Source organism: Streptomyces sp. NPDC056734, from assembly GCF_042790455.1.
In the GTDB taxonomy this organism is placed as follows: domain Bacteria; phylum Actinomycetota; class Actinomycetes; order Streptomycetales; family Streptomycetaceae; genus Streptomyces.
This window is the reverse complement of record NZ_JBHTZD010000033.1, coordinates 29,335-53,345: the sequence shown is the minus strand read 5'-3', so window position 1 is coordinate 53,345 and position 24,011 is coordinate 29,335. Positions and strand designations below refer to the sequence as shown.

Genomic DNA, 24,011 nt, shown 5'->3' with positions numbered 1-24,011 from the left:
CGGCCTCCCAAAGGCACTTCGGCCTTCCGAAGGCATCTCGGGCCCCCAAGGGCACCTAGGCCCCCCAAAAAAGCACCTCGGCCCCCCAAGGCGTCTCCCACCTGCGCCGACCCGCCCGGTGAGCCCCCGCGGCAGCGGGCCCGTACCATGGGGTGAGGCCGTGGCATGTCAAGCCCGGCATGGCCCGCGTGACACAGACGTAGAGGCGGGCCATCCTCACACTCCGGGAGTACGCCGCAATATGGCCACGCGCCACGACATCCGCAACGTCGCCATCGTCGCCCACGTCGACCACGGCAAGACGACCATCGTCGACGCCATGCTCAAGCAGGCCGGCGCCTTCGCCGCGCACCAGCTGGAGTCGGTCGACGACCGGGTCATGGACTCGAACGACCTGGAGCGTGAGAAGGGCATCACGATCCTCGCCAAGAACACGGCGGTCAAGTACCACCCGAAGGCCGGCGGCGACGTCATCACGATCAACATCATCGACACCCCCGGCCACGCCGACTTCGGCGGCGAGGTCGAGCGCGGGCTGTCGATGGTCGACGGTGTGGTGCTCCTCGTCGACGCCTCCGAGGGCCCGCTGCCGCAGACCCGCTTCGTGCTCCGCAAGGCGCTCCAGGCCCGGCTGCCGGTGATCCTCTGTATCAACAAGACGGACCGCCCCGACGCCCGTATCGACGAGGTGGTCAACGAGACGTACGACCTCTTCCTCGACCTGGACGCCGACGAGGAGCAGATCGAGTTCCCGATCGTCTACGCCTGCGGCCGGGACGGCATCGCCTCGCTGACCAAGCCGGACAACGGCACGGTCCCGGCCGACAGCGACAGCCTGGAGCCGTTCTTCTCCACCATCCTGGACCACATCCCGGCGCCGGTCTTCGACGAGGCGGCCCCGCTCCAGGCCCATGTGACCAACCTGGACGCGGACAACTTCCTCGGCCGGATCGCGCTGCTGCGGGTCGAGCAGGGCGAGCTGCGCAAGGGCCAGACCGTGGCCTGGATCAAGCGGGACGGCACGGTCGCCAACGTCCGTATCTCCGAGCTGATGATGACCGAGGCGCTCACCCGCAAGCCCGCCGAGAAGGCCGGCCCGGGTGACATCTGCGCGGTCGCCGGTATCCCGGACATCATGATCGGCGAGACCCTCGCGGACACCGAGAACCCGATCCCGCTGCCGCTGATCACGGTGGACGAGCCCGCCATCTCGATGGTGATCGGCACCAACACCTCGCCGATGGTCGGCCGGGGCGGCACCGGCAAGGGCGCCGAGAACAAGGCGGTGGTCAAGGACCGCAAGGTGACCGCCCGCCAGGTCAAGGACCGCCTCGACCGCGAGCTGATCGGCAATGTCAGCCTGCGGGTGCTGGACTCCGAGCGGCCGGACGCCTGGGAGGTGCAGGGCCGCGGCGAGCTGGCGCTGGCCATCCTGGTGGAGACCATGCGCCGGGAGGGCTACGAGCTGACCGTCGGCAAGCCCCAGGTGGTCACCAAGGACGTCGACGGCAAGGTGTACGAGCCGGTCGAGCGGATGACCGTCGATGTGCCCGAGGAGCACATGGGCGCGGTCACCCAGCTGATGGGCGTCCGCAAGGGCCGGATGGACAATATGTCCAACCATGGGTCGGGTTGGGTCCGGATGGAGTTCGTGGTGCCCTCGCGCGGGCTGATCGGTTTTCGGACAGAATTCCTGACCCAGACCCGGGGCACAGGCATCGGGCACTCCATCCACGAGGGCTTCGAGCCCTGGTTCGGCCCGCTCCAGACCCGTAACAACGGCTCACTGGTGGCCGACAGGTCCGGGGCGGTCACCGCGTTCGCGATGACGAACCTCCAGGAGCGCGGGGTGCTCTTCGTGGACCCCGGCACCGAGGTGTACGAGGGCATGATCGTCGGTGAGAACTCGCGCTCCGACGACATGGACGTCAACATCACCAAGGAGAAAAAGCTCACCAACATGCGGTCGTCCACGGCCGATGTGACCGAGTCGATCGTCCCGCCGCGCAGGCTGTCGCTGGAGCAGTCGCTGGAGTTCTGCCGCGACGACGAGTGCGTCGAGGTGACCCCGGAGTCCGTTCGCATTCGCAAGGTGAACCTGGACCAGAGGGGGCGGGCCCGCGCCGCGAGCCGGGCCAAGCACGGCTGACCCCACCCATAGCGCCCCGTACCGGGACGACAACCCGGTCCTCCGTCCACGGGGGGCCGGGTCATTCGGCGTTCCCCCGCGAGGCCCGGAGCCGAGCCCGTACGCTCGCCGGGGGATGCTTCGGATGCCGAACGCGGCCCCTGTTTCCGGGCGCCCCGGATCGCCCACCAGGACCCTTAAAGCGCTGTTCGGATATCGGTGAGCCAGCGATCAAGTTTCGGACATGTAAACCAAAAAGTTGTCCCTAGATGTCCATTTAGTCGGTTTGTCGTCTCACATGTCAAGCGCGCGCAGGTGTCGATCCTCGCAATTTTTGCTCAAAATATGCACGGTAGGGAGATCCCTATGCCTTCCGCCCTTGACGCGCGTTGATGCACTTGGCGAAAGTTCCCCCAAACCACAGAACCTGCCGGTATCTGTGCTGCGCTCAGCTCTCCAACCCCCCGGGGGAAGAACACACATGACCAGTCCAACCAAGGCCGAGGGCTCGGGGTCCGCGGTCGCCTTGGACCCTGAGCTCGAAACGACCTCCCCGGTCGCCCCGGGCGAGAAGAAGCTTGAGGGCCGTTCCCCCGGGCAGTTGATGTGGCAGCGCTTCAAGCGTGACCGTACCGGGATGCTGTGCGCAGGCGTAGTTATTTTCTACTTCGTGATCGCGCTGCTCGCGCCGGTCCTCACCAGCATCAGCGGCACCAACCCGTACACGCTCTACGGGCAGGACCCCACCTACGCCGACCAGCCGGTGCTGGATGCCTTCGGTCTGCCGCTCGGCTACTTCGGCGGAGTCTCGGGGGCCCACTGGTTCGGTGTCGAGCCGCAGTACGGCCGTGACCTGTTCGCCATGCTCGTGTACGGCATGCGCACCTCGCTGTTCATGGCGCTGGGTGTGACCACCCTGCTGATGATCACCGGTATCACCCTCGGCCTGATCGGCGGCTACTTCGGCGGCCGTACCGACTACTGGATCGGCCGCGTCACCGACTTCTTCCTCTCGTTCCCGAGCCAGCTGTTCTTCATCGCCTTCATGCCGGTGGTGACCGCGTTCTTCGTGGACCCCCAGGAGGAGACCCCCACCTACTTCCGGGCGCTGGCCATCCTGATCGTGCTGTGGCTGCTCGGCTGGATGGGCATGGCCCGGCTGGTCCGCTCGACCGTGCTGTCACTGCGCGAGCGGGAGTTCGTGGAGGCCGCCAAGGTCTCCGGCGCCTCGCCCTGGCGGATCGTCCGCAAGGAGATCCTGCCGAACATCGTCTCGCCGATCCTGGTGCAGTTCACGTACCAGCTGCCGAGCACGATCCTCACCATCGCCTTCCTCTCCTTCGCCGGTGTGGGCTTCGTGGAGCCGACCCCGGACTGGGGCCGGCTGTTCGCGGCCGGCGCGAAGTACGCGGAGACGGATCCGGCGTTCATGTTCTTCCCCGGTGTGGCACTGGTGATCTTCATCCTGTGCTTCAACCTCCTCGGGGACTCCGTACGGGATGCCTTCGACCCCAAGTCCGGTCGGTGAAGCGTCCGTTGGTGGGGGGTGGCTGCCGCCCCCGCGTCGGCCTACCGGCCGCGTCAGGCAGTACTCATGGATAACAACCGACAAGTAGGTGCATTCACCGCTATGAAGACGTTCACCTCGCGCAGAGCACGCGCGATAGTCGTCGCGCTCGCGGTCGGCTCGCTCGCGCTCACGGGCTGCTCGGAGAACACGGGCTCCGACGGCGCGGCCTCCGACCAGGACCAGGAAGACGCCGCGGCCCAGTCGTCGGCGGTCACCTACGCCGACGCCGCCGCCTCCACCGGCCCCGCCGAGGAGGTCGCCGGTGCCCAGTCCGGCGGCACGCTCATCGTCTACCAGGAGGCGGGCCTGTCCCACCTGGACCCGGGCCAGATCTATGTCTCGGACGCCGGCCAGGTCGCCAACCTGCTCTTCCGCGGGCTGACCAACTTCCAGGAGGACGGCAAGGGCGGTGTCTCGGTCGTCGGCGACCTCGCCACCGACTCGGGCACCTCGTCCGACGGCGGCAAGACCTGGACGTTCACGCTCAAGGACGGCATCAAGGACGAGAACGGCAACGAGATCACCTCGGCCGACATCCGCCACACCATCGAGCGCACCTACGCCGACTTCATCTTCGACGGCCCGAACTACGTCCAGACCTGGCTGAGCGGCGCCGACTACAAGGAAGACCTGCCCGACGGCGGCTACGGCGACAAGCACCTGCCGGACAGCGTCCTGGAGACGCCGGACGACAAGACCGTCGTCTTCCACTTCGACACGGCGCGTCCCGACCTGCCGCAGACGCTCGCCATGCCGGGCTACGGCGTCGTCCCGGAGGAGACCGACACCAAGGAGCAGTACGACAAGGCCCCGGTCTCCCTCGGCCCGTACAAGATCGAGGACTACTCGATCGGCAAGTCCCTCACGCTGGTCAAGAACGACCAGTGGGACCCGGCCACCGACGCCGTGCGCCACCAGTACCTCGACGGCTTCGACATCCAGTTCGGCATCACCGAGTCGACCCAGACCCAGCGTCTGATCGCCGACCAGGGCGACGCCAAGAACGCCATCCAGCTCACCGGCGGCGTCGAGTCCACCCAGATCCAGACGGTCGTCAGCGACGCCGAGGTCAACAAGCGCACGATCCAGGGCTACCAGCCCTACGTGCAGGTCCTGAACTTCAACCTGGACCGGGTCAAGAACAAGGACGTCCGGGACGCCATCACCTACGCGGTGAACTCCAACTCGCTGATCGCCGGTGAGGGTGGCGCCTACGGTGGCGAGGTCGCCCCGAACCTGTTCGCCCCGACCCTGCCGGGCTACGAGGCGGACTACGACCCCTACGGCCGTCTGAAGACGCCGCAGGGCAACATCGAGAAGGCCGAAGAGCTGCTCGCCGACGTCCCGGCGGAGGAGAAGACGCTCGTCTTCGCCTACTCCAACAGTGAGGCCGGCCAGAAGCGCAAGGTCGCCATCGAGGACGCGCTGACCAAGGTCGGCTTCGATGTGGTCGCCAAGGAGGTCGACTCGGCGAGCTACTACGAGCAGATCGGCAAGATCGACAACACGTACGACATCTACATCTCCGGCTGGGGCCAGGACTGGCCGTCCCCGGCCACCGTCGTCACCCCGGTCTACGACGGTTCGCTGATCGCCGACGGTTCGCCGAACTACTCGCACATCGACGACCCGAAGGTCCAGGAGCTGATCGAGAAGGCCCTGACCCAGGAGCCGACCGAGGCGCTGGCGACCTGGCAGGAGGCGCAGCACTACATCCTCGAAGAGGTCAACCCGGCCGCGCCGCTCTGGTACACCAAGCAGTTCCAGCTCTACGGCTCGAACGTCGGCGGTGCCCGCTACAGCACCGAGTCCAGCTACATCGACGTCACCCAGCTGTTCCTGAAGTCGTAGCCCTCTACGGCTGACCGCGGGAGTGCGCACCAGGCGGAGCGCACTCCCGCGGTTCCCCGCACACCTCCCACCGTCTCCGTAGAGAGCAGCCTCCCCGCCATGCTTCAGTTCATCCTCCGGCGCTTGGTCGGTGCCGTCGTCACCCTGTTCCTCATCGGTGCCGCGACCTTCTTCCTGTTCGTCGCCGCGCCGTCCGACTACGCCTCGCTGGCCTGTGGCAAGGACTGCTCCCCGCAGAGACTGGAGGAGATCCGCACGGCCCTCGGGCTGAACCTCCCGATCGCCCAGCAGTTCTGGGACTTCATGTCCGGCATCGTGACCGGCCGCGACTTCCCGCAGGGTCACTGCGCCGCGCCCTGCCTCGGCCAGTCCTTCTACTCCGGTGACATGGTCTGGGCCACGATCATGGACCGCTTCCCGCTCACGCTGTCGCTGACCCTCGGCGCCATCGTGGTCTTCCTCACCATCGGGGTGGGGACCGGCATGCTGGCCGCGTACCGGCGCGGCACCCTGGTCGACAAGATCGCCACCGGCTCGTCGATGGTGCTCAGCTCGTTCCAGATCTACTTCCTCGGCCCGATCGTGCTGCTGATCTTCGTGTACAGCACCGGCTGGGTGGAGGACCCCAAGTACGTCCCGTTCACGGAGAACCCGTTCAGCTGGCTGGCCGGACTGTGGATCCCCATGGTCGTGATGGCCACCATCTTCACCGCGCAGTACACGCGTATGGCACGCGCCTCCCTCATCGAGCAGCTCTCCGAGGAGCACGTGCGCACCGCCAAGGCCAAGGGCATGCCGAAGCGCTATGTCTTCTTCCGCTATGCCTGGCGCGGCTCGCTCATCCCCATCGTCACCGTCCTCGGTATCGACATCAGCGCCCTGCTCGGCGGCGGCGTGGTCACCGAACTCACCTTCTCGCTCCAGGGCATCGGCCGGCTCGCCGTCGACGGAGCGACCACGAAGGATCTTCCGCTGACGATGGGCGTCATGCTGTTCGGCGCCTTCTTCATCCTGCTTCTGAACATCCTCGTCGACATCGTGTACGCCTGGATCGACCCGCGCGTCCGGCTCTCCTAGGAAGAACCCCACCACCGTGACCACACTGACCAAGACCGAGGACGCCCCGGCCCCGACCGGGCCCGAGAGCTTCCTCTCGGTCCGTGACCTGCGGGTGCAGTTCTCCACCGAGGACGGCATCGTCAAGGCGGTCGACGGGCTGTCCTTCGATGTCGAGCGCGGCAAGACCCTGGGCATCGTCGGCGAGTCCGGCTCCGGCAAGTCCGTCACCAACCTGACGGTCCTGGGCCTGCACAACCCGCAGTCCACCACCGTCGACGGCGAGATAGTCCTCGACGGCAAGGAACTGGTCACCGCCACCGACAAGGAGCTGGAGAAGCTCCGCGGCAACAAGATGGCGATGATCTTCCAGGACCCGCTGACCGCGCTGTCGCCGTACTACACGGTGGGCCGGCAGCTGTCCGAGCCGTTCATGAAGCACACCGGCGCCTCCAAGAAGGAGGCCAGGGACCGGGTGGTGCAGATGCTGGAGAAGGTCGGCATCCCGCAGCCCAAGGTGCGCTTCGACGACTACCCCCACCAGTTCTCCGGCGGTATGCGCCAGCGCGCGATGATCGCCATGGCGCTGATCTGCGACCCCGATCTGCTGATCGCCGACGAGCCGACCACCGCGCTCGATGTGACCGTGCAGGCACAGATCCTCGATCTGCTGAAGGATCTCCAGCAGGAGTTCGGCTCCGCGATCATCTTCATCACCCATGACCTCGGCGTGATCTCCAGCGTGGCCGACGACCTGCTGGTGATGTACGCGGGGCGGGCCGTGGAGCGCGGCAGCGTCAAGGAGGTGCTGCGGACGCCGAAGCACCCGTACACCTGGGGTCTGCTCAGTTCGATGCCGCGCCTGGACGGCGACATCAGCCAGGCGCTGACGCCGATCCCGGGCTCCCCGCCCTCGCTGCTCAACCCGCCGTCGGGCTGCCCCTTCCACCCGCGCTGTGCCTACCCCGAGAAGGTCGCGGGCGGACTGTGCACCACCACCCGCCCGCTGCTCGGCGAGGGCCGGGCCGCCGCCTGCCATCTGACGGCCGAGCAGAAGCAGACCATCTTCATCGACGAGATCCAGCCCCGGCTGCGCTAGGGAGATTCGAGAATCATGAGCGAGAACCTCACGCTCCCCGCACAGCAGGGCGCCACCGGCACCGACCGGGAAGCCCTTCTGGAGGTCAAAGGGCTGACCAAACACTTCCCCATCTACGGCGGCTTCCCGATCAAACGCAGGGTCGGCGCGGTCCAGGCCGTGGACGGCGTCGACCTGACGGTCGGTGTCGCCGAGAGCGTGGGTCTGGTGGGCGAGTCGGGCTGCGGCAAGTCGACCACGGGCCGGCTGATCACCCGCCTCCTCGAGCCGACGGGCGGCCGGATCACCTACGCGGGGCAGGACATCACCGCCGCCTCCCGCCGCCAGCTCGCCCCGGTCCGCTCCGAGATCCAGATGATCTTCCAGGACCCGTACTCCTCCCTGAACCCGCGGCAGACCGTCGGCACGATCATCAAGTCGCCGATGGAGGTCAACGGGATCAACCCGAAGGGCGGCCGGGAGACCCGGGTCCGGGAGCTCCTGGAGCTGGTCGGTCTCAACCCCGAGCACTACAACCGCTTCCCGCACGAGTTCTCCGGCGGGCAGCGCCAGCGCATCGGGGTGGCCAGGGCACTGTCCCTGAACCCCAGGCTGATCGTGGCCGACGAGCCGGTCTCCGCGCTGGATGTGTCCATCCAGGCGCAGGTGGTGAACCTGCTCCAGAAGGTCCAGGACGAGCTGGGCATCGCGTTCGTGTTCATCGCGCACGACCTGGCGATCGTGCGGCACTTCTCGCAGCGTGTGGCCGTGATGTACCTCGGCAAGGTGGTCGAGGTCGGCGACCGGGACTCCATCTACAACCGCCCCCGTCACCCGTACACCCACGCCCTGCTGTCCGCCGTGCCCGAGGTGGAGATGACGGACGAGGCCGAGCCCCGCGAGCGCATCCGCCTCGCCGGTGACGTCCCGTCCCCGATCCACCCGCCGTCCGGCTGCCGCTTCCGCACCCGCTGCTGGAAGGCGCAGGACAAGTGCGCCTCGGAGGAGCCCCCGCTGGTCCAGCTCTCCGGCAACGGGGCCGGCCACCTCACGGCCTGCCACTTCCCGGAGGACCCGACCACGGAGGCGCGCGAGCAGGACGTGGTCCTGGACCCGGCGCTGAAGGCGCTGGAGGACGGGGCCGGCCCGAAGTAGGGGTCGCGGCGGCCCTCACCTCCGCCGCGCCACCGTCACCATCTCGGGGCTCGTGGGGCCGTACGGCTCCCGGGCCCCGCCGCCGTACCGCTCCTCCACGGCGAACCCCGCCTCCGCCAGGAACCGGTCCAGCCCCCCGGCATCGAGGAACCGCAGCTCCCCCCGGCTCTCCCGGGCCCGCTCCCACCGCCCGCCCGCGAAGACATCGGCGTACGTCACCCGCGCACCCCGCACCGGCGTATCGGCCTCGCGCCAGGTCCGTACGGTGGTCCCGTCCGGGCCGGTGATCTCGCGCACCCGGTCCGGGGTCCAGGTCTCCCAGGGGCGGGCGGCGGGGTTCAGCGCGTCCAGGACGAGGCGTCCGCCCGGCAGCAGGGCCCGGTGAACGGCGGCGAACGACGCGCGCAGCCGGTGATCGTCGAGGAGCAGCTGAACGACCCGCCCGCTCATCACCACCAGCTCGAACGCCGCCGCCCAGCGGACGCAGGCGAGATCACCGAGCACCCACTGAACGCCGGGAGCCCGCCGCCGGGCCTGGACGAGCATCGCCGCGGCCGGGTCCAGCCCGGTCAGCCGCCCACGATGCCCGGTGTCCCGGGCCCGCCCCAGCAGCCGCCCGGTCCCACACCCGACATCGAGCACCGCCCCGGCCCCCCGCACCCACTCCAGGCAGAACGCGTCGGTCGGCCCCCAGGGCACGAGCGAGTCATACATCTCGGCAAGCGAGAGGTCACCGTAAAAACGATCAACCACCCGCGCAGTGTGCCTCCTGCACGACCGATCAGTACAGCGATCGGCAATTCCCGCCCCACAACTCCTGACACGGGGTCACCGGAGGGGGTGGCTGGCCGCCGGTCGGGTCCTCCTCCGGGGCACTACCCACACGCCCGGGGCCGGCTGACGCCGGGTGGCGTGTGGCCGGCCTGGGGTGCTGCCTGCGCGACGGGACGCGGCTGACGCCGGATGGCCTGCGGCCGGCATGGGGTGCTGCCTGTGGGGCGGAGTGCGGCCGGCCCGGGGTATGCCTGTGGGACGGAGTGCGACCGGCCCGGGGTATGCCTGTGGGGCGGGGGCTCGCGCCGGGCGGGGGCTGTGCCTGCCCCGGGGTGCCTGTGGCCGACCCGGGGTGCTGCCGGGGCGGGGCGGGGCGTGCCTGGGCAGCGGGGGAGGGACTCGCGCCGAGCGAGGGGTGTGGCCGACCCGGGTGCTGCCTGCGCGGCGGGGGTTGGCTCGCGCCGGGTGGGGTGACCTGGGTGCAGCCTGCGGGCCCGAGTCCGGCGGAGGGCGGCACGTGCCCACCCAGGGACGCCGATTCGGGGGCGCGGGGAACTGCGCAATCTTTTAGGGGCGCGGGGAACTGCGCGACCAGCCACGACGAAAGCCGCACCCGCCCCACCACCTCACGCACCCCCACCCCACTCACCCCACTCACCCCCACTCACCCCCACCCCCATCCCAACCCACCCTCGGCACCCACCCCCACCCCACCACACGGATGCCCGAAATAAATGGGCAGTATGTCAGATATGCCGGAATATGATCCGGTAACAGCCCTGCGCCCCGGCGCCAGGGCCGGCGTACGGACGAGGAGGGCACTCCATGGGTGGAGCCACGCACGCCAAGCGGATCGCAACCGCCGCCGCCGTCGCGCTGCTGGCGACGGCCTGCGGGGGCGGCGGGGGAAGCAACAGCGGCAGCGACACCGTGCTCAGCGCCTCCTGGGGCGACCCCGCGAACCCGCTGGAGCCGGCCAACACCAATGAGGTGCAGGGCGGCAAGGTCCTCGACATGATCTTCCGCGGACTGAAGCGGTACGACCCCGACACCGGCGAGGCCAAGGACATGCTCGCCCAGAGCATCGAGACCACCGACTCGCAGAACTTCACCATCACCGTCAAGGACGGCTGGACCTTCAGCAACGGCCAGCCGGTCACCGCCAAGTCCTTCGTCGACGCCTGGAACTACGGCGCGAGCCTGAAGAACAACCAGCGCAACGCCTACTTCTTCGGATACATCGAGGGCTACGACAAGGTCCACCCCGAGAACGGCGGGAGCCAGAGCGCGGACACCCTCTCCGGCCTCAAGGTCACCGGCGACCGCACCTTCACCGTCAAGCTCGGCCAGAAGTTCTCCACCTTCCCCGACACCCTCGGCTACGCCGCCTACGCCCCGCTGCCCCAGTCGTTCTTCGACGACCACGCGGGCTGGCTCGACAAGCCGGTCGGCAACGGCCCGTACGCCGTCGACTCCTACACCAAGGGCTCCCAGATGTCGCTGCGCACCTGGGACGCCTACCCCGGCGACGACAAGGCCCGCAACGGCGGCGTCGACCTCAAGGTCTACACCGACAACAACACCGCCTACACCGACCTGATGGCCGGCAATCTCGACCTCGTGGACGACGTCCCCGCCGCGCAGCTGAAGAACGTCAAGAGCGACCTGGGCGACCGCTATCTCAACACCCCGGCCGGCATCATCCAGACCCTCGCCTTCCCGTACTACGACAGCGCCTGGAACAAGCCCGACTCCGACAAGGTCAGAAAGGGCCTGTCCCGCGCGATCGACCGGGACCAGATCACCAAGACCATCTTCCAGCAGACCCGCACCCCCGCCACCGACTGGACCTCACCCGTCCTCGGCGCCGACGGAGGCTACAAGGAGGGGCTGTGCGGCGAGTGGTGCCAGTACGACGCCGCCGCGGCGAAGAAGCTGATCGACGAGGGCGGCGGACTCCCCGGCGGACAGGTGACCCTCACCTACAACGCCGACACCGGCTCCCACAAACAATGGGTGGACGCCGTCTGCAACTCCATCAACAACGCCCTCGGCAACGACCGCGCCTGCGTAGCCAACCCGGTCGGCACCTTCGCCGACTTCCGCAACCAGATCACCGGCCGCAAGATGAGCGGCCCCTTCCGGGCCGGCTGGCAGATGGACTACCCGCTGATCCAGAACTTCCTCCAGCCGCTCTACTACACCAACGCCTCCTCCAACGACGGCAAATGGTCCAACCAGCAGTTCGACGGCCTCGTCGACCAGGCCAACGCCGAGACCGACCCCGCCAAGGCCATCGGCCTGTTCCAGCAGGCCGAGGGAGTCGTCCGGGACAACATGGCCGCCATCCCCCTCTGGTATCAGAACGGCAGCGCCGGCTACTCGGACCGGCTGTCCGACGTCACACTCAATCCGTTCAGCGTGCCGGTGTACGACGAGATCAAGGTGAGCTGACCCGGCATGGGACGGTACGTCGTCCGGCGCCTGCTCCAGATGATCCCCGTCTTCTTCGGGGCGACCCTGCTCATCTTCCTGATGGTGAACGTGATGGGCGACCCCATCGCCGGACTGTGCGGCGACCGCGAGTGCGACCCCGCGACCGCCGCCCAGCTCCGCACGGAGTTCGGCCTCGACAAGCCCGTATGGCAGCAATATCTGACCTACATGGGCAATGTCTTCACCGGTGACTTCGGCACCGCCTTCAACGGACAGCCCGTCACCGAACTGATGGCCTCCGCCTTCCCGGTCACCATCCGCCTCACCGTCGTCGCGATCCTCTTCGAGGTCGTCATCGGCATCACCCTCGGGGTCCTCACCGGGCTGCGGCGCGGACGGCCCGTCGACACCGGGGTCCTGCTGCTCACCCTGGTCGTGATCTCCGTACCCACCTTCGTCACCGGGCTGCTCCTCCAGCTCCTGCTCGGCGTCGAGTGGGGCTGGATCAAACCCTCCGTCTCCCCGGCGGCCTCCTTCGGCGAGCTGATCGTGCCCGGCCTGGTCCTCGCCTCCGTCTCCCTCGCCTACGTCACCCGCCTCACCCGCACCTCCATCGCCGAGAACCGGCGCTCCGACTACGTCCGCACGGCGATCGCCAAGGGCCTGCCCCGCCACCGGGTGATCACCCGGCATCTGCTGCGCAACTCCCTGATCCCCGTGGTCACCTTCATCGGCACCGACATCGGCGCCCTGATGGGCGGCGCCATCGTCACCGAGCGGATCTTCAACATCCACGGCGTCGGCTACCAGCTCTACCAGGGCATCCTGCGCCAGAACACGCAGACCGTCGTCGGCTTCGTGACCGTGCTGGTCCTGGTCTTCCTCGTCGCGAACCTGCTGGTCGACCTCCTGTACGCCGTACTCGACCCGAGGATCCGCTATGCCTGAGCCCCAGCCGCCCCAGCCGTTTCTCCCCGGCGGCGGAGCCCCCGGGAACGGGGCCATCGCGGCGACCGGGGCGGGCGGCGCCATGGACCTCGCCACCAGCGAGGGCGCGACCCTGGAGACACCCCCCGGCGGCCCGCCCACCCCCCGGGACCGGGACCGGGCCCGCAGCCTGTGGTCCGACGCCTGGCACGATCTGCGCCGCAACCCGGTCTTCCTCCTCTCCGGCCTGGTGATCCTCTTCCTGGTCGTCATCTCCCTGTGGCCCGGCCTGATCGCCTCCGGCAACCCCCTGACCTGCAACCTCGCCAAGGCCCAGGAGGGCTCCCAGCCCGGCTACCCCTTCGGCTTCGACGGCCAGGGCTGCGACGTCTACACCCGGACCGTCTACGGCGCCCGCACCTCCCTGTCCGTGGGCGTCCTCGCCACCCTCGGGGTGGCCCTCCTCGGCTCGGTGCTCGGCGGCCTCGCCGGGTTCTTCGGCGGGACGGGCGACGCGGTCCTGTCCCGGATCACCGACATCTTCTTCGCGATCCCGGTCGTCCTCGGCGGCCTGGTGCTGCTGTCCGTCATCACCAGTAACACCATCTGGCCCGTCATCGGCTTCATGGTGCTGCTCGGCTGGCCGCAGATCTCCCGGATCGCCCGCGGCTCGGTCATCACCGCCAAACAGCACGACTACGTCCAGGCCGCCCGCGCGCTCGGCGCCTCCAACTCCCGCCTTCTGCTGCGGCACATCACCCCCAACGCCGTCGCCCCCGTGATCGTGGTCGCCACCATCGCGCTCGGTACGTACATCGCCCTGGAGGCCACCCTGTCCTACCTCGGCGTCGGCCTGAAGCCGCCCACCGTCTCCTGGGGCATCGACATCTCCGCCGCCTCCCCCTACGTACGCAACGCCCCGCACGCCCTGCTCTGGCCCTCCGGCGCCCTCGCGCTCACCGTCCTGGCGTTCATCATGCTCGGCGACGCGGTGCGCGACGCCCTCGACCCGAAGCTGAGGTGACCCGCCATGCTGCTCGAAGTGCGTGATCTGCACGTGGAGTTCAAGACCCGCGAGGGCGTCGCCAAGGCCGTCAACGGCGTCAGCTACGGCGTCGACGCCGGCGAGACCCTCGCCGTGCTCGGCGAGTCCGGCTCCGGCAAGTCGGTCACCGCCCAGGCCGTGATGGGCATCCTCGACATGCCGCCGGGCCGGATCACCGGCGGCGAGATCCGCTTCCAGGGCCGCGACCTGCTGAGGCTGAAGGAGAGCGAGCGGCGCCGGGTGCGCGGCGCCCAGCTGGCGATGATCTTCCAGGACGCCCTGTCCGCCCTCAACCCCGTGCTCTGCGTGGGCGACCAGCTCGGCGAGATGTTCATCGTCCACCGGGGCATGTCCCGCAAGGACGCCCGCGCCAGAGCCGTCGAGCTGATGGACCGGGTCCGTATCCCGGGCGCGGCGGAGCGGGTCAAGCAGTACCCCCACCAGTTCTCCGGCGGCATGCGCCAGCGCATCATGATCGCGATGGCGCTCGCCCTGGAACCCGCCCTGATCATCGCCGACGAGCCCACCACCGCCCTCGACGTCACCGTCCAGGCCCAGGTCATGGAACTCCTCGCCGACCTCCGCCGCGAGCTGGACATGGGCCTGATCCTCATCACCCACGACCTCGGCGTGGTCGCCGACGTCGCCGACCGGATCGCGGTCATGTACGCGGGCCGGATCGTCGAACAGGCCCCCGTCCACGACATCTACCAGGCCCCGGCCCACCCCTACACCCGCGGTCTGCTCGACTCCATCCCCCGCCTGGACCAGAAGGGCCAGGAGCTGTACGCCATCAAGGGCCTGCCGCCGAACCTGCTGGACATCCCGCCCGGCTGCGCCTTCCACCCGCGCTGCCCGCTCGCCCAGGACGTGTGCCGCACCGACGTACCGCCCCTGTACCAGGTCGCCGCGGACCGCGTGAGCGCCTGCCACTTCTGGAGGGAGTGCCTCGATGGCCACGACGGCTGAGCCCGTCCCGGGTCCCGCCCCGGCCCCGGTCACCGAACCGATCCTGGAGGTGGCGGGGCTGGTCAAGCACTACCCGCTGACCACCGGCATCCTCTTCAGGAAGCAGGTCGGCGCGGTGAAGGCCGTCGACGGCGTGGACTTCACCCTCGCCCGCGGTGAGACCCTCGGTATCGTCGGCGAGTCCGGCTGCGGCAAATCCACGGTCGCGAAGATGCTGGTCAACCTGGAACGCCCGACGGCCGGCACGATCCGGTACAAGGGCGAGGACATCACCCGTCTGTCGGGCCGCGCGCTGAGAACCGTACGCCGCAACATCCAGATGGTCTTCCAGGACCCGTACACCTCCCTCAACCCCCGGATGACGGTCGGCGACATCATCGGCGAGCCCTACGACATCCACCCCGAGGTGGCTCCCAAGGGGGACCGCCGCCGCCGGGTGCAGGATCTGCTGGACGTGGTCGGCCTCAACCCGGAGTACATCAACCGCTACCCCCACCAGTTCTCCGGCGGCCAGCGCCAGCGCATCGGCATCGCCCGCGGACTCGCCCTGCGCCCCGAGGTGATCGTCGCCGACGAGCCGGTCTCCGCCCTCGATGTCTCGGTCCAGGCCCAGGTCATCAATCTGATGGACCGCCTTCAGCAGGAGTTCGACCTCTCCTACGTCTTCATCGCCCATGACCTGTCGATCGTCCGCCACATCTCGGACCGGATCGCGGTGATGTACCTCGGCCGGATCGTGGAGACCGGCCGCGACGCCGAGATCTACGACCATCCCACCCACCCCTACACCCAGGCGCTGCTCTCCGCCGTCCCCGTGCCCGACCCCGACGCCCGGGAACACCGCGAGCGCATCATCCTGGCCGGTGACGTCCCCTCCCCGACCAACGTCCCCTCCGGCTGCCGCTTCCGCACCCGCTGCTGGAAGGCCCAGCGGCGCTGCGCCGACGAGGTGCCCCCGCTCGCCGTCCCGCCGCACCTGCGGGGCGTCCCCGGACCGGCGGCCCACGACTCCGCCTGCCACTTCGCGGAAGAGAAGCAGGTCGTCCCGCCCGAGCCGCCACCCCGGTAACAGACCGGCAACTCGCCCGACCCGCCTCCGATATACGGACGCGCGATCCTGAGGAACGTACGGCCGTGCGGGTGCCGTGAACAGGCCGAGGCGAGCCATGTCGCCTCGGCCTGTTTCCCGTCCGGGGACGTCAGCGCAGGCCCAGCGCCCGCTTCAGGAAGTCCACCTGGAGCAGCAGCAGATTCTCCGCGACCTGTTCCTGCGGGGTCATGTGCGTGACCCCGGACAGCGGCAGCACCTCGTGCGGGCGCCCGGCGGCCAGCAGCGCCGAGGAGAGCCGCAGGGAGTGGGCGACCACCACGTTGTCGTCCGCGAGGCCGTGCACGATCATCAGCGGCCGGTGCGGCCCCACGGCTTCGGACAGCCCCTCGTCGGTGATCAGCGAGCTGTGCGCGTACGCCGCCGGGGAGGCGGCCGGGTCGCCCAGATACCGCTCGGTGTAGTGGGTGTCGTACAGCCGCCAGTCCGTCACCGGGGCGCCCGCGATCGCCGCGTGGAAGACATCGGGGCGGCGCAGCACCGCCAGGGCGGCCAGATAGCCGCCGAAGGACCAGCCGCGGACGGCGACCCGGCCGAGGTCCAGGGGGTGGCTCTTCGCCAGCTCCCGGAGGGCTTCGATCTGGTCGTCCAGGGTGACCGTGAAGTCCTGGTGGATCGCCTTCTCCCAGGCGGGCGAGCGCCCCGGGGTGCCCCGGCCGTCCGCGACGACCACCGCGAACCCCTGGTCGGCGAACCACTGCGAGGTCAGATGGGAGTTGTGCGCCGCGAGGACCCGCGAGGCATGGGGACCCGCGTAGGGGTCCAGCAAAACCGGCAGGGGAGTGTCACCGGGGTAGTCCTGCGGCATAAGCACGGCGCACGGGATCCGTCGTGCGCCCCCCTCGACCAGACGCACCCGAGGGGAGAAACCGGGACGCTCGGCGTACGACGTGACAACCGTCACCGGCCCGCCCTCGCGCAGCACCCGCACCCGCGCCCCGGGCCGCTCCAGGGTCGCCGACGCCAGCACCGTCACCTCGCCCCGGCGCACCGCCGAGTGCACCCCGGGCTCCTCGGACACCCGCGCCACGCCGAGTTCGTTCACCCGGTAGACATGTACCTCGCCGATCTCCGGGGCGTCCGCCTCCGCGCCCGCCGACGCCGTCACCAGCACGTCCGAGGCCCCGACGTCCAGCACCGCCCGCACATGCAACTGCGGTCCCGTCAGCGGCCGTTCACCCACCGTCAGCACCCGCGCGCCGCCCTCGTCGGCGATCCGCACCAATTGCCCCGACGGCGACCAGCACGGCACCCCGGCGAAAAGATCAAGCCAAATCGGATCTTGATCAGCATGCACCATCCGGGTCACCCCGGTGTCCGGGTCCACCGCCAGACACAACTGGCCGCGCTGGTCGCGCGCCTGCACCAGGATCAGCGGCGCACCCGCGTCTGACCAGTGCACTCGCGCCAGATACGGATACCGCGCCCGGTCCCAGACCACCTCCGTGCGGGCCCCGTCGAGGTCCATCACGAACAGCCGGACCTCCGCGTCGGGCGTCCCGGCAGCCGGATACGCGACGTGTTGTGGATCACGTTCCGGCTGCGCGGGATCGGCGATCCACCACCGCCGCACCGGCGTGTCGTCCGCCCGCGCCACCAGCATCCGGTCGGACTCCGGCGCCCACCAGAAGCCGCGCGTACGGTCCATCTCCTCGGCCGCGATGAACTCCGCCAGCCCATAGGTCACTTCCGGCGCCTCGGGCTCCGCCAGCGCCCGGTCACCCTCGCCCTCCGCGCCCACCACCCGCAGCCCACCTGCGGCGACGTACGCGACCTGGCGGCCGTCGGGGGAGGGGCGCGGGTCGATCACCGGCCCCGGGACGGGCAGTTCCCGGGCGGTGCCGGCCCGCAGCTCGGCCGTGAACAGCCGCCCCGACAACGCGAACGCGGCCAGCTCAAGGGCCGCGTCCACCGCGTAGCCGACGATCCCGGCACCCCCCTCACGGCTGCGCTCGCGGCGCGCCCGCTCCTCGGCCGAGAGGCGCTCTCCGGCGCCGCCCAGCAGCGTCAGGGGGTCGGCCGCGACCCGCTCCCCGCCGCCGGGGAGATCGAGCACCCACAGGGCGCCCGTGCGGTCCGCCCCGGATCGCGAGCGCAGGAACACGACCCGCGATCCGTCCGGGGCGACGGTGAACGAACGCGGCGCGCCGAGCGTGAATCGCTGGGTGCGGGCGTGCCGGCGGGGGAAGGAGACAGGCTCGGTCGTCATACCCCGACGATATTGGCCATGCGCCCCCTTGTGCGGCTGTGCGCCGACAGATGCGCGCGCACAGATAGTTATGATCACTAGCGCTGCGTGGGTATGCACCTGCTGGCTCCTGCAATGGATTTACGCGTCTGATGGATGACAGGTCTGTACGGATGGGCAAGTCCGCCCGCTCTGCTTGGAGGTGAGCCGCCATGGCACTCTCGATTTCGGCGGTGGTGCTGCTGGCGATCATCGTCTTCCTGCTGATCAAGAAGTCCGGGCTAAAAGCGGGACATGCGGTGGTCTGTATGTTGCTGGGCTTCTATCTCTCGTCCTCGACGATCGCCCCGACGATCAGCGAGCTGACGAGCAACATCGCGGGGATGATCGGCAGCATCAACTTCTGACCCCCGTACGCTGGGGGTCATGACGGACCATGCCGGCCGTCGTCTGCTGCTCGTGCACGCACACCCGGACGACGAGTCGATCAACAACGGCGCGACCATGGCCGCGTACGCCGCTCAGGGCGCGCGGGTGACTCTGGTCACCTGCACGCTCGGCGAACGCGGCGAGGTCATCCCGCCGCAGCTCGCCCATCTCACGGGCGCCGCCCTGGGCGCCCACCGGCTGGGCGAGCTGACCACCGCCCTGAGCGCCCTCGGCGTGTCCGACTTCCGTCAGCTCGGCGGCGCGGGCCGCTACACCGACTCCGGCATGATGGGCCTGCCCGACAACGACGACCCCGCCTGCTTCTGGCAGGCCGACGTCGACTCGGCCGCAGCCCTTCTCCTCGACGTGATCCGCGAGGTCCGCCCCCAGGTCCTGGTCACCTACGACCCCGACGGCGGCTACGGCCACCCCGACCACATCCAGGCCCACCGCGTCGCCCTGCGCGCCGCCGAACTGGCCGCGGCCGAGGGCATCGGCGTCGACCGGATCTTCTACCACCGCGTCCCGCGCACCGCCGCCGAGACCGCCTTCGCCCGCCTCGCCGCCGACCTGCCCACCCTGCCGTACGAGCGCGCCGCGAGCCTCGGCGACCTCCCCGGTGTGGTCGACGACGCCCTGATCACCACCGCGATCGACGGCACCGCGTTCGCTTCCGCGAAGGTCGCCGCGATGGCCGCGCACGCCACCCAGATCACGGTCCACGAGCCGTACTTCGTGCTCTCCAACGACCTTGTCCAGCCGCTTTTCACCACCGAGTACTACGAGTTGGTGCACGGGGAGCGCGCGCCGGGCGTGCAGCGGGATCTCTTCGCCGGGATCGGGGAACCGTCATGAGCGACCGGGAACCGCTGCTCGCCCAGCCGCTGCGCCGGCCCTCCACGCGCCGGATCGCCGCCCATCTCGCCCTGTTCGTGCTCGGGCTGGTCATCGGCGTCGCGGGCACGCTGGTGGAGGCCGCCTGGTTCCCCGGCGGGCTGCTGCTGGCGCTGGCCGGGGCGGCCGGGACGTTCCTCGGCGGTGCGCTCGCCACCGGCGGGCGCGGCGGGGCGGTGGCGTCGGCGGCCGGCTGGATGCTCTCCGTCATCCTGCTCACCACGACCCGCCCGGAAGGGGACTTCGCGTTCGCGGCGGGCGCGGGCTCGTACCTCTTCCTGCTCGGCGGGATGGCCGTGGCTGTGATCTGCGCCACGCTCGGTCTGGGGCGGCAACCGGGTGGCCCTTCCGTCCGACTTGGCAAGTGACGTACCACTTCTGCGCCCCCGGCACGTGTGCGTCCCGTGTGGGTTTCCCCAGTGGTCATGGGATGCGCGTGTGAAGTGGCCAGTATGGTGGTGCGCGCCGCCGATCCTCCCCATCCGCTCGACTCGGTTCGGGCCAGGGGGGACCCCCAAGCAGAGTGAGGTCGCAACGGGCGGCGGAGCCAACCGGGAGAACCTGCCTTGAGTCGTGAAACTGACAGTCCGTCCTCCGGGCCCCAAGGGCGCGGCGGAGCCGCATACCCCTCGGGCACGCCGCCGTACGGTACGCCGGCCGCCCCCGACGGCGGTGCGGACGCGGGCCGTTCGGCCGCGCAGCCGGAGGAACGCAAGACCGAGACCACACTGACGACCCGGGTGCGTATCAACATCCCCGGGTCCCGGCCGATCCCCCCGGTCGTGGTGCGCACCCCCGTCGCCGACGGCGACAACTCCGACGACCGGACCCCCGAGCCCGCGCCGCCCCCGGCCCCCGGCCGGCCGGACGCCGCACCGGGGACGCCGGGAGCACCGGGCGCGGCGAGCGCACCGGGAGCCCCCGGAGCACCGGGTGCGCCGGGCGGCCCGGGTGCCCCGGGTGCCCCGGGTGCCCCGGGTGTCCCGGGTGAGGACAAGACCAGCGACTGGTTCGCACCGCGCAGGGCCGGCCAGCCGCCGAAGCCTTCCCAGGGCGGCATCGCCGCCAACGGGGCCGGTCGGAGCATCGGTTCGGGTGCCACCGCCACTCCGGCGGGCGGTACGTCCCTGGGCGCCCCGGGCGGTACGACACCGGGGGCCCGCCCGGCGCTCGGCGGTGCCCTGTCCGGCGGTACCGGTGCCACCGGGGCCACCGGCGGCCCGGTGGCCCCCGGCCACGGCGGCGGCACCGGTTCCTTCGACGTGACCGAGGCCCTGACGGCCGGACAGCGCCCGAGCGGCAACGGCGCCGCCCGGCGCGAGGACCGGCCGTACGCCCCGGAGAACGGCTACGGGGACGGCGGCCACGCCGCCAACGGCCACTCGGCCAACGGCTTCGCCGGTCAGGGACATGCCGGGCAGCCCGGGGCGAACGGACACAATGGCCACACTGGCCATACGGGCCACAACGGGCCCGCCGCCCACAACGGGCCCGGTGCCGCCCCGGGTTCGGGACTGCCCGGCGCCCCCGGCGGTCCGGGCGGCCAGAACGGCCAGGGCGGCCCGCACGGCTACGGCGGCCCCCAGGGCCCCGCGGGCCCCACCACAGGCCCGGTCACCGGCGACGGCCCCCTTGCCGCGCGCCCAGGCCCCGGCGGCGTCTCCAGCGGCCCGGGTGTGCCGGGTGTCCCGGGCGCGATCAACGCCTCCATGGCCTCCGGCGCGACCATGGCCCCCGGCGTCCACGGTGCCCCCGGCGGTGGCCTGAGCGACGACACCGCGATCCTCACCCCGCAGGTACAGGCCCCCGGCCCCCCGGGCGCCCGTTACCCCACGCCGGGGAATGTCTCCGGCGACACCCTCACCAGCGGCATCCCCGTCGTCCCGCCCGCCGACCGCACCCCCGGCCCGTCCCCGGCCCCGGGCGGCAGCGGTCCGGACGGCGGCCCGCGGACCGCGCCGCAGCGCCCCGAACCGGCACAGCAGAGCGCGCCCGCCGCCGCGCCCCGCAAGAAGAAGGGCCGCAGCAAGCTGATGCTGCTCGTCGTCGCGGTCGTGTTCATCGGCGGTGTCGCCTACGGCGCCGGACTGCTGATGAACCACTCCGACGTGCCCAAGGGCACCACCGTGCTCGGCGTCGACATCGGCGGCGGCACCCGCGACGACGCCGTGAAGAAGCTGGACGAGGCGCTCGGTGAACGCACGGCGGCCCCGCTGGAGCTGTCCGTCGACGGCGAGGCCGTCTCGCTCCCGCCGGACCAGGCGGGCCTCCAGTTCGACGCGGACGCCACGGTCGCCGTCGCCGCGCAGAGCGACTACAACCCGGTGTCGGTCATCGGCTCCCTCTTCGGCGAGAAGCGGATCGTGGAGCCGGTCATGCCGGTCGACGTGGAGAAGCTGCACTCCGCCCTGGCGGACGCGGCGGGCGGCGCGACCAGCGCCGGCGAGGGCACCATCGAGTTCGAGTCCGGCAAGGCGGTCGCCGTCTACGGCAAGGCGGGCAAGGGCATCGACGCCGAGCAGGCGAGCGCGGCGGTCGAGGAGGCGTACCGCACCCAGGTCGAGACCGGCACCGGCGGCCCGGTCGCGCTGCCGACCACCGAACAGCAGCCGACGGTCTCCGATGCCGAGGTCGACCGCATGATGAAGGAGTTCGCGGAACCGGCGATGTCCGGCCTGGTCACCGTCCAGACCGACGCCGGCCATTCCATCGACTTCAGCCCCGAGAACAGCCTGTGGAAGTTCCTCCAGGTCAAGGCCGTCGACGGCAAGCTGGTCGACTCCTACGACGAGGCGGCGCTCCAGGAGCTGTACGGCAGCACCTTCGCCGATGTCCTGATCACCCGCGGTACCGGCGACCAGACCCCGGTCACCGTCCAGGACGTGATCAGCGCCCTGCGCCCGGCCCTGATGAGCACGACGGACCGGGTCGCGACCATCGAGACGAACCCGAGCTGACGGGATCGTAGACACCGAAGAGCGGGGCACCCGGTGACGGCCGGGTGCCCCGCCCCCGTTTCCCCCACTTCCGCTTCCGCGCCCGAACGGCTAGTTCAGCAGCGCCCGAGCGGCCCGGGCCTCCCTCCGGACAGCCTCCGCGGCACTCCCGTCCACCCCCTCCACGACCTCCGCGTACGCCTCCAACTCGACGGCCCCGCCGACGAAATCCCCTCGCAGTACCAGCAATTGCGCCCGGTCGTACCGCAACCGGGCCGGATGCGAGGGCAGCAGCAACGACAACTCCACGGCCCACAGCGCCACATCCGACCGCTCCGGCCGCACCCGCGCCCACACCCGTACGTTGTTCAGCATCCGCAGCACCACGTCCAGGGGGTCGGCCGGTGCGAGCATCGCCGCGTCCACCCCGCCCCCCGTGGCCCCCGCGACCAGCAGCTCCGTATCCGCCCCGGTCAGCACCCGTCCCCCGTCGAACGGATCAGCGAGCACCTGCCGTCCGGCCGGACCGAACCCGACCACGAAGTGCCCCGGCAGCGCGACCCCGTGCACCGGCGCCCCCGCGCGCCGCGCGACCTCCAGCCACACCACCGACAGCAGGATCGGCAGCCCGCGCCGCCGCCGGAGCACCAGGTGCAGCAGCGAGGCGTCGAGCCGCCGGTACTCCGCGGCGGAGCCACGGAACCCGAGCCGCTCCCCGAGCAGTTCCCGCAGCGCCACCGCCCAGTCGTGCGGCCCGCCCGGCCGGAACGGCAGCCGCCCGGCCAGCTCGTCCAGCTCCACCTGCGCGGCGTCGATCCCGGCGTCGTCGAGCGTCCCGTCCGCCTGCGCCCCGATCAGCAGGCACAGCGCGGACAGATCGGGCGCCCCGGAGCGCGCCTCCTCGGCGAACCGCCGCCGCAGTTCGGCGGACCGCTCGGGCGATGGGGGCAAGGGAGACGGCATGACGGCCTCGTACCCTTTCGACGAAAAGGAAGAATCGGACGATACGCGGGGAGCCCCCGCGCGGCGGACGACCCGACCCCGGACGGGGCGACACGGCCCCGGACCGACCGCGGGCCACACAGCCCCGGCCCGCGCACGGCGAAAACCCCGAAGACACCGGATGCACCCGCACGAACCGTGCCGGAACCCGACCCCGGACCGTGAGGAGCCCCGGCACCCGCCCCGGACGGTACTCGTCGCCCGCCCCGGTTGGGACTCGACGCCCAGCCTGGACGGTACTCGTCGCCCGCCCCGGTTGGGACTCGACGCCCACCCGGCGGAGGTTCGGCTGGCCCCGTAGGGGGCTCGGCGCCCGCCCGCCCGCACTCGACGTCCAAACCCAGATGGGACTCGGCGTCCAGCCTGAAAGGCACTCGGCGCCCAGCCCGGACGGTACTCGGCGTCCAAGCCCGGAGGGGACTCGGCGTCCGCCCGGAGGGGGTTCGGCGCTGGCCCCGGACGGGC

At 70.5% G+C, this 24,011-nt stretch carries 18 protein-coding genes; 15 read left to right on the top strand and 3 right to left on the bottom strand.

Annotation, left to right across the window (positions count from 1 at the left end):
• Positions 1 to 241 precede the first annotated feature (241 nt).
• The 6 genes from typA to ACFRFC_RS34585 all read left to right on the top strand — a co-directional run bounded on the left by typA (position 242) and on the right by ACFRFC_RS34585 (position 8,838).
• Positions 242 to 2,149, top strand: a complete 1,908-nt coding sequence (gene typA / locus ACFRFC_RS34610) for a translational GTPase TypA (RefSeq protein WP_382684851.1) — start codon at positions 242 to 244, stop codon at positions 2,147 to 2,149.
• A 460-nt stretch (positions 2,150 to 2,609) separates the two neighbouring features.
• Positions 2,610 to 3,656, top strand: coding sequence for an ABC transporter permease (locus ACFRFC_RS34605; RefSeq protein WP_382684854.1), 1,047 nt, complete (start codon positions 2,610 to 2,612; stop codon positions 3,654 to 3,656).
• A gap of 102 nt (positions 3,657 to 3,758) precedes the next feature.
• Positions 3,759 to 5,549, top strand: a complete 1,791-nt coding sequence (locus ACFRFC_RS34600; RefSeq protein WP_382684857.1) for an ABC transporter substrate-binding protein — start codon at positions 3,759 to 3,761, stop codon at positions 5,547 to 5,549.
• Positions 5,550 to 5,648: 99 nt separating this feature from the next.
• Positions 5,649 to 6,626, top strand: coding sequence for an ABC transporter permease (locus ACFRFC_RS34595; RefSeq protein WP_382684860.1), 978 nt, complete (start codon positions 5,649 to 5,651; stop codon positions 6,624 to 6,626).
• Between the two features lie 16 nt (positions 6,627 to 6,642).
• Positions 6,643 to 7,704: an ABC transporter ATP-binding protein gene (locus tag ACFRFC_RS34590; protein WP_382684862.1), complete on the top strand. Its 1,062-nt coding sequence runs from the start codon at positions 6,643 to 6,645 to the stop codon at positions 7,702 to 7,704.
• A gap of 15 nt (positions 7,705 to 7,719) precedes the next feature.
• Positions 7,720 to 8,838 carry an ABC transporter ATP-binding protein gene (locus tag ACFRFC_RS34585; protein WP_382684865.1) on the top strand — a complete coding sequence of 373 codons (1,119 nt, stop codon included), beginning with the start codon at positions 7,720 to 7,722 and terminating at the stop codon, positions 8,836 to 8,838.
• 15 nt (positions 8,839 to 8,853) lie between these two features.
• Here ACFRFC_RS34585 and ACFRFC_RS34580 read toward each other — a convergent pair whose 3' ends face one another.
• Positions 8,854 to 9,591 carry a class I SAM-dependent methyltransferase gene (locus ACFRFC_RS34580; RefSeq protein WP_382684868.1) on the bottom strand — a complete coding sequence of 246 codons (738 nt, stop codon included), beginning with the start codon at positions 9,589 to 9,591 and terminating at the stop codon, positions 8,854 to 8,856.
• Between the two features lie 846 nt (positions 9,592 to 10,437).
• Here ACFRFC_RS34580 and ACFRFC_RS34575 point away from each other — a divergent pair.
• The 5 genes from ACFRFC_RS34575 to ACFRFC_RS34555 are packed head-to-tail and all read left to right on the top strand — an operon-like array spanning position 10,438 to position 16,058.
• Positions 10,438 to 12,066 carry an ABC transporter substrate-binding protein gene (locus ACFRFC_RS34575; protein WP_382684870.1) on the top strand — a complete coding sequence of 543 codons (1,629 nt, stop codon included), beginning with the start codon at positions 10,438 to 10,440 and terminating at the stop codon, positions 12,064 to 12,066.
• A 6-nt stretch (positions 12,067 to 12,072) separates the two neighbouring features.
• On the top strand, positions 12,073 to 12,996 hold the full coding sequence (locus tag ACFRFC_RS34570; protein WP_382684873.1) for an ABC transporter permease: 924 nt from the start codon (positions 12,073 to 12,075) through the stop codon (positions 12,994 to 12,996).
• Positions 12,989 to 13,999 (top strand): ABC transporter permease, encoded by a 1,011-nt coding sequence (locus tag ACFRFC_RS34565; protein WP_382684876.1) that lies wholly within the window; start codon positions 12,989 to 12,991, stop codon positions 13,997 to 13,999. Before ACFRFC_RS34570 ends, ACFRFC_RS34565 begins: the two co-directional genes overlap by 8 nt.
• Before the next feature lie 6 nt (positions 14,000 to 14,005).
• A complete protein-coding gene (locus ACFRFC_RS34560) occupies positions 14,006 to 14,989 on the top strand; it encodes an ABC transporter ATP-binding protein (RefSeq protein WP_382684879.1) in 984 nt (327 codons plus the stop codon).
• On the top strand, positions 14,973 to 16,058 hold the full coding sequence (locus tag ACFRFC_RS34555) for an ABC transporter ATP-binding protein (protein WP_382684882.1): 1,086 nt from the start codon (positions 14,973 to 14,975) through the stop codon (positions 16,056 to 16,058). The genes ACFRFC_RS34560 and ACFRFC_RS34555 overlap by 17 nt, the downstream gene beginning before the upstream one ends.
• A 130-nt stretch (positions 16,059 to 16,188) precedes the next feature.
• Here ACFRFC_RS34555 and ACFRFC_RS34550 read toward each other — a convergent pair whose 3' ends face one another.
• The gene (locus tag ACFRFC_RS34550) at positions 16,189 to 18,306 is read right to left on the bottom strand and encodes a prolyl oligopeptidase family serine peptidase (protein WP_382684885.1); all 2,118 of its coding nucleotides are present in this window, start codon (positions 18,304 to 18,306) and stop codon (positions 16,189 to 16,191) included.
• 191 nt (positions 18,307 to 18,497) lie between these two features.
• Between ACFRFC_RS34550 and ACFRFC_RS34545 the strand changes: the two genes are divergently transcribed.
• The 4 genes from ACFRFC_RS34545 to ACFRFC_RS34530 all read left to right on the top strand — a co-directional run bounded on the left by ACFRFC_RS34545 (position 18,498) and on the right by ACFRFC_RS34530 (position 22,565).
• Complete coding sequence (locus tag ACFRFC_RS34545; RefSeq protein ID WP_355748187.1) at positions 18,498 to 18,692, top strand: hypothetical protein; 195 nt, start codon at positions 18,498 to 18,500, stop codon at positions 18,690 to 18,692.
• A 19-nt stretch (positions 18,693 to 18,711) separates the two neighbouring features.
• Complete coding sequence (gene mshB, locus ACFRFC_RS34540; protein WP_382684888.1) at positions 18,712 to 19,569, top strand: N-acetyl-1-D-myo-inositol-2-amino-2-deoxy-alpha-D-glucopyranoside deacetylase; 858 nt, start codon at positions 18,712 to 18,714, stop codon at positions 19,567 to 19,569.
• A complete protein-coding gene (locus ACFRFC_RS34535; RefSeq protein WP_382684891.1) occupies positions 19,566 to 19,976 on the top strand; it encodes a DUF6113 family protein in 411 nt (136 codons plus the stop codon). Before mshB ends, ACFRFC_RS34535 begins: the two co-directional genes overlap by 4 nt.
• Before the next feature lie 198 nt (positions 19,977 to 20,174).
• Positions 20,175 to 22,565, top strand: coding sequence for a hypothetical protein (locus ACFRFC_RS34530; protein ID WP_382684895.1), 2,391 nt, complete (start codon positions 20,175 to 20,177; stop codon positions 22,563 to 22,565).
• 90 nt (positions 22,566 to 22,655) lie between these two features.
• Here the strand turns inward: ACFRFC_RS34530 and ACFRFC_RS34525 are convergent, their stop codons facing one another.
• The gene (locus tag ACFRFC_RS34525; RefSeq protein WP_382684897.1) at positions 22,656 to 23,507 is read right to left on the bottom strand and encodes a transglutaminase-like domain-containing protein; all 852 of its coding nucleotides are present in this window, start codon (positions 23,505 to 23,507) and stop codon (positions 22,656 to 22,658) included.
• Positions 23,508 to 24,011 lie beyond the last annotated feature (504 nt).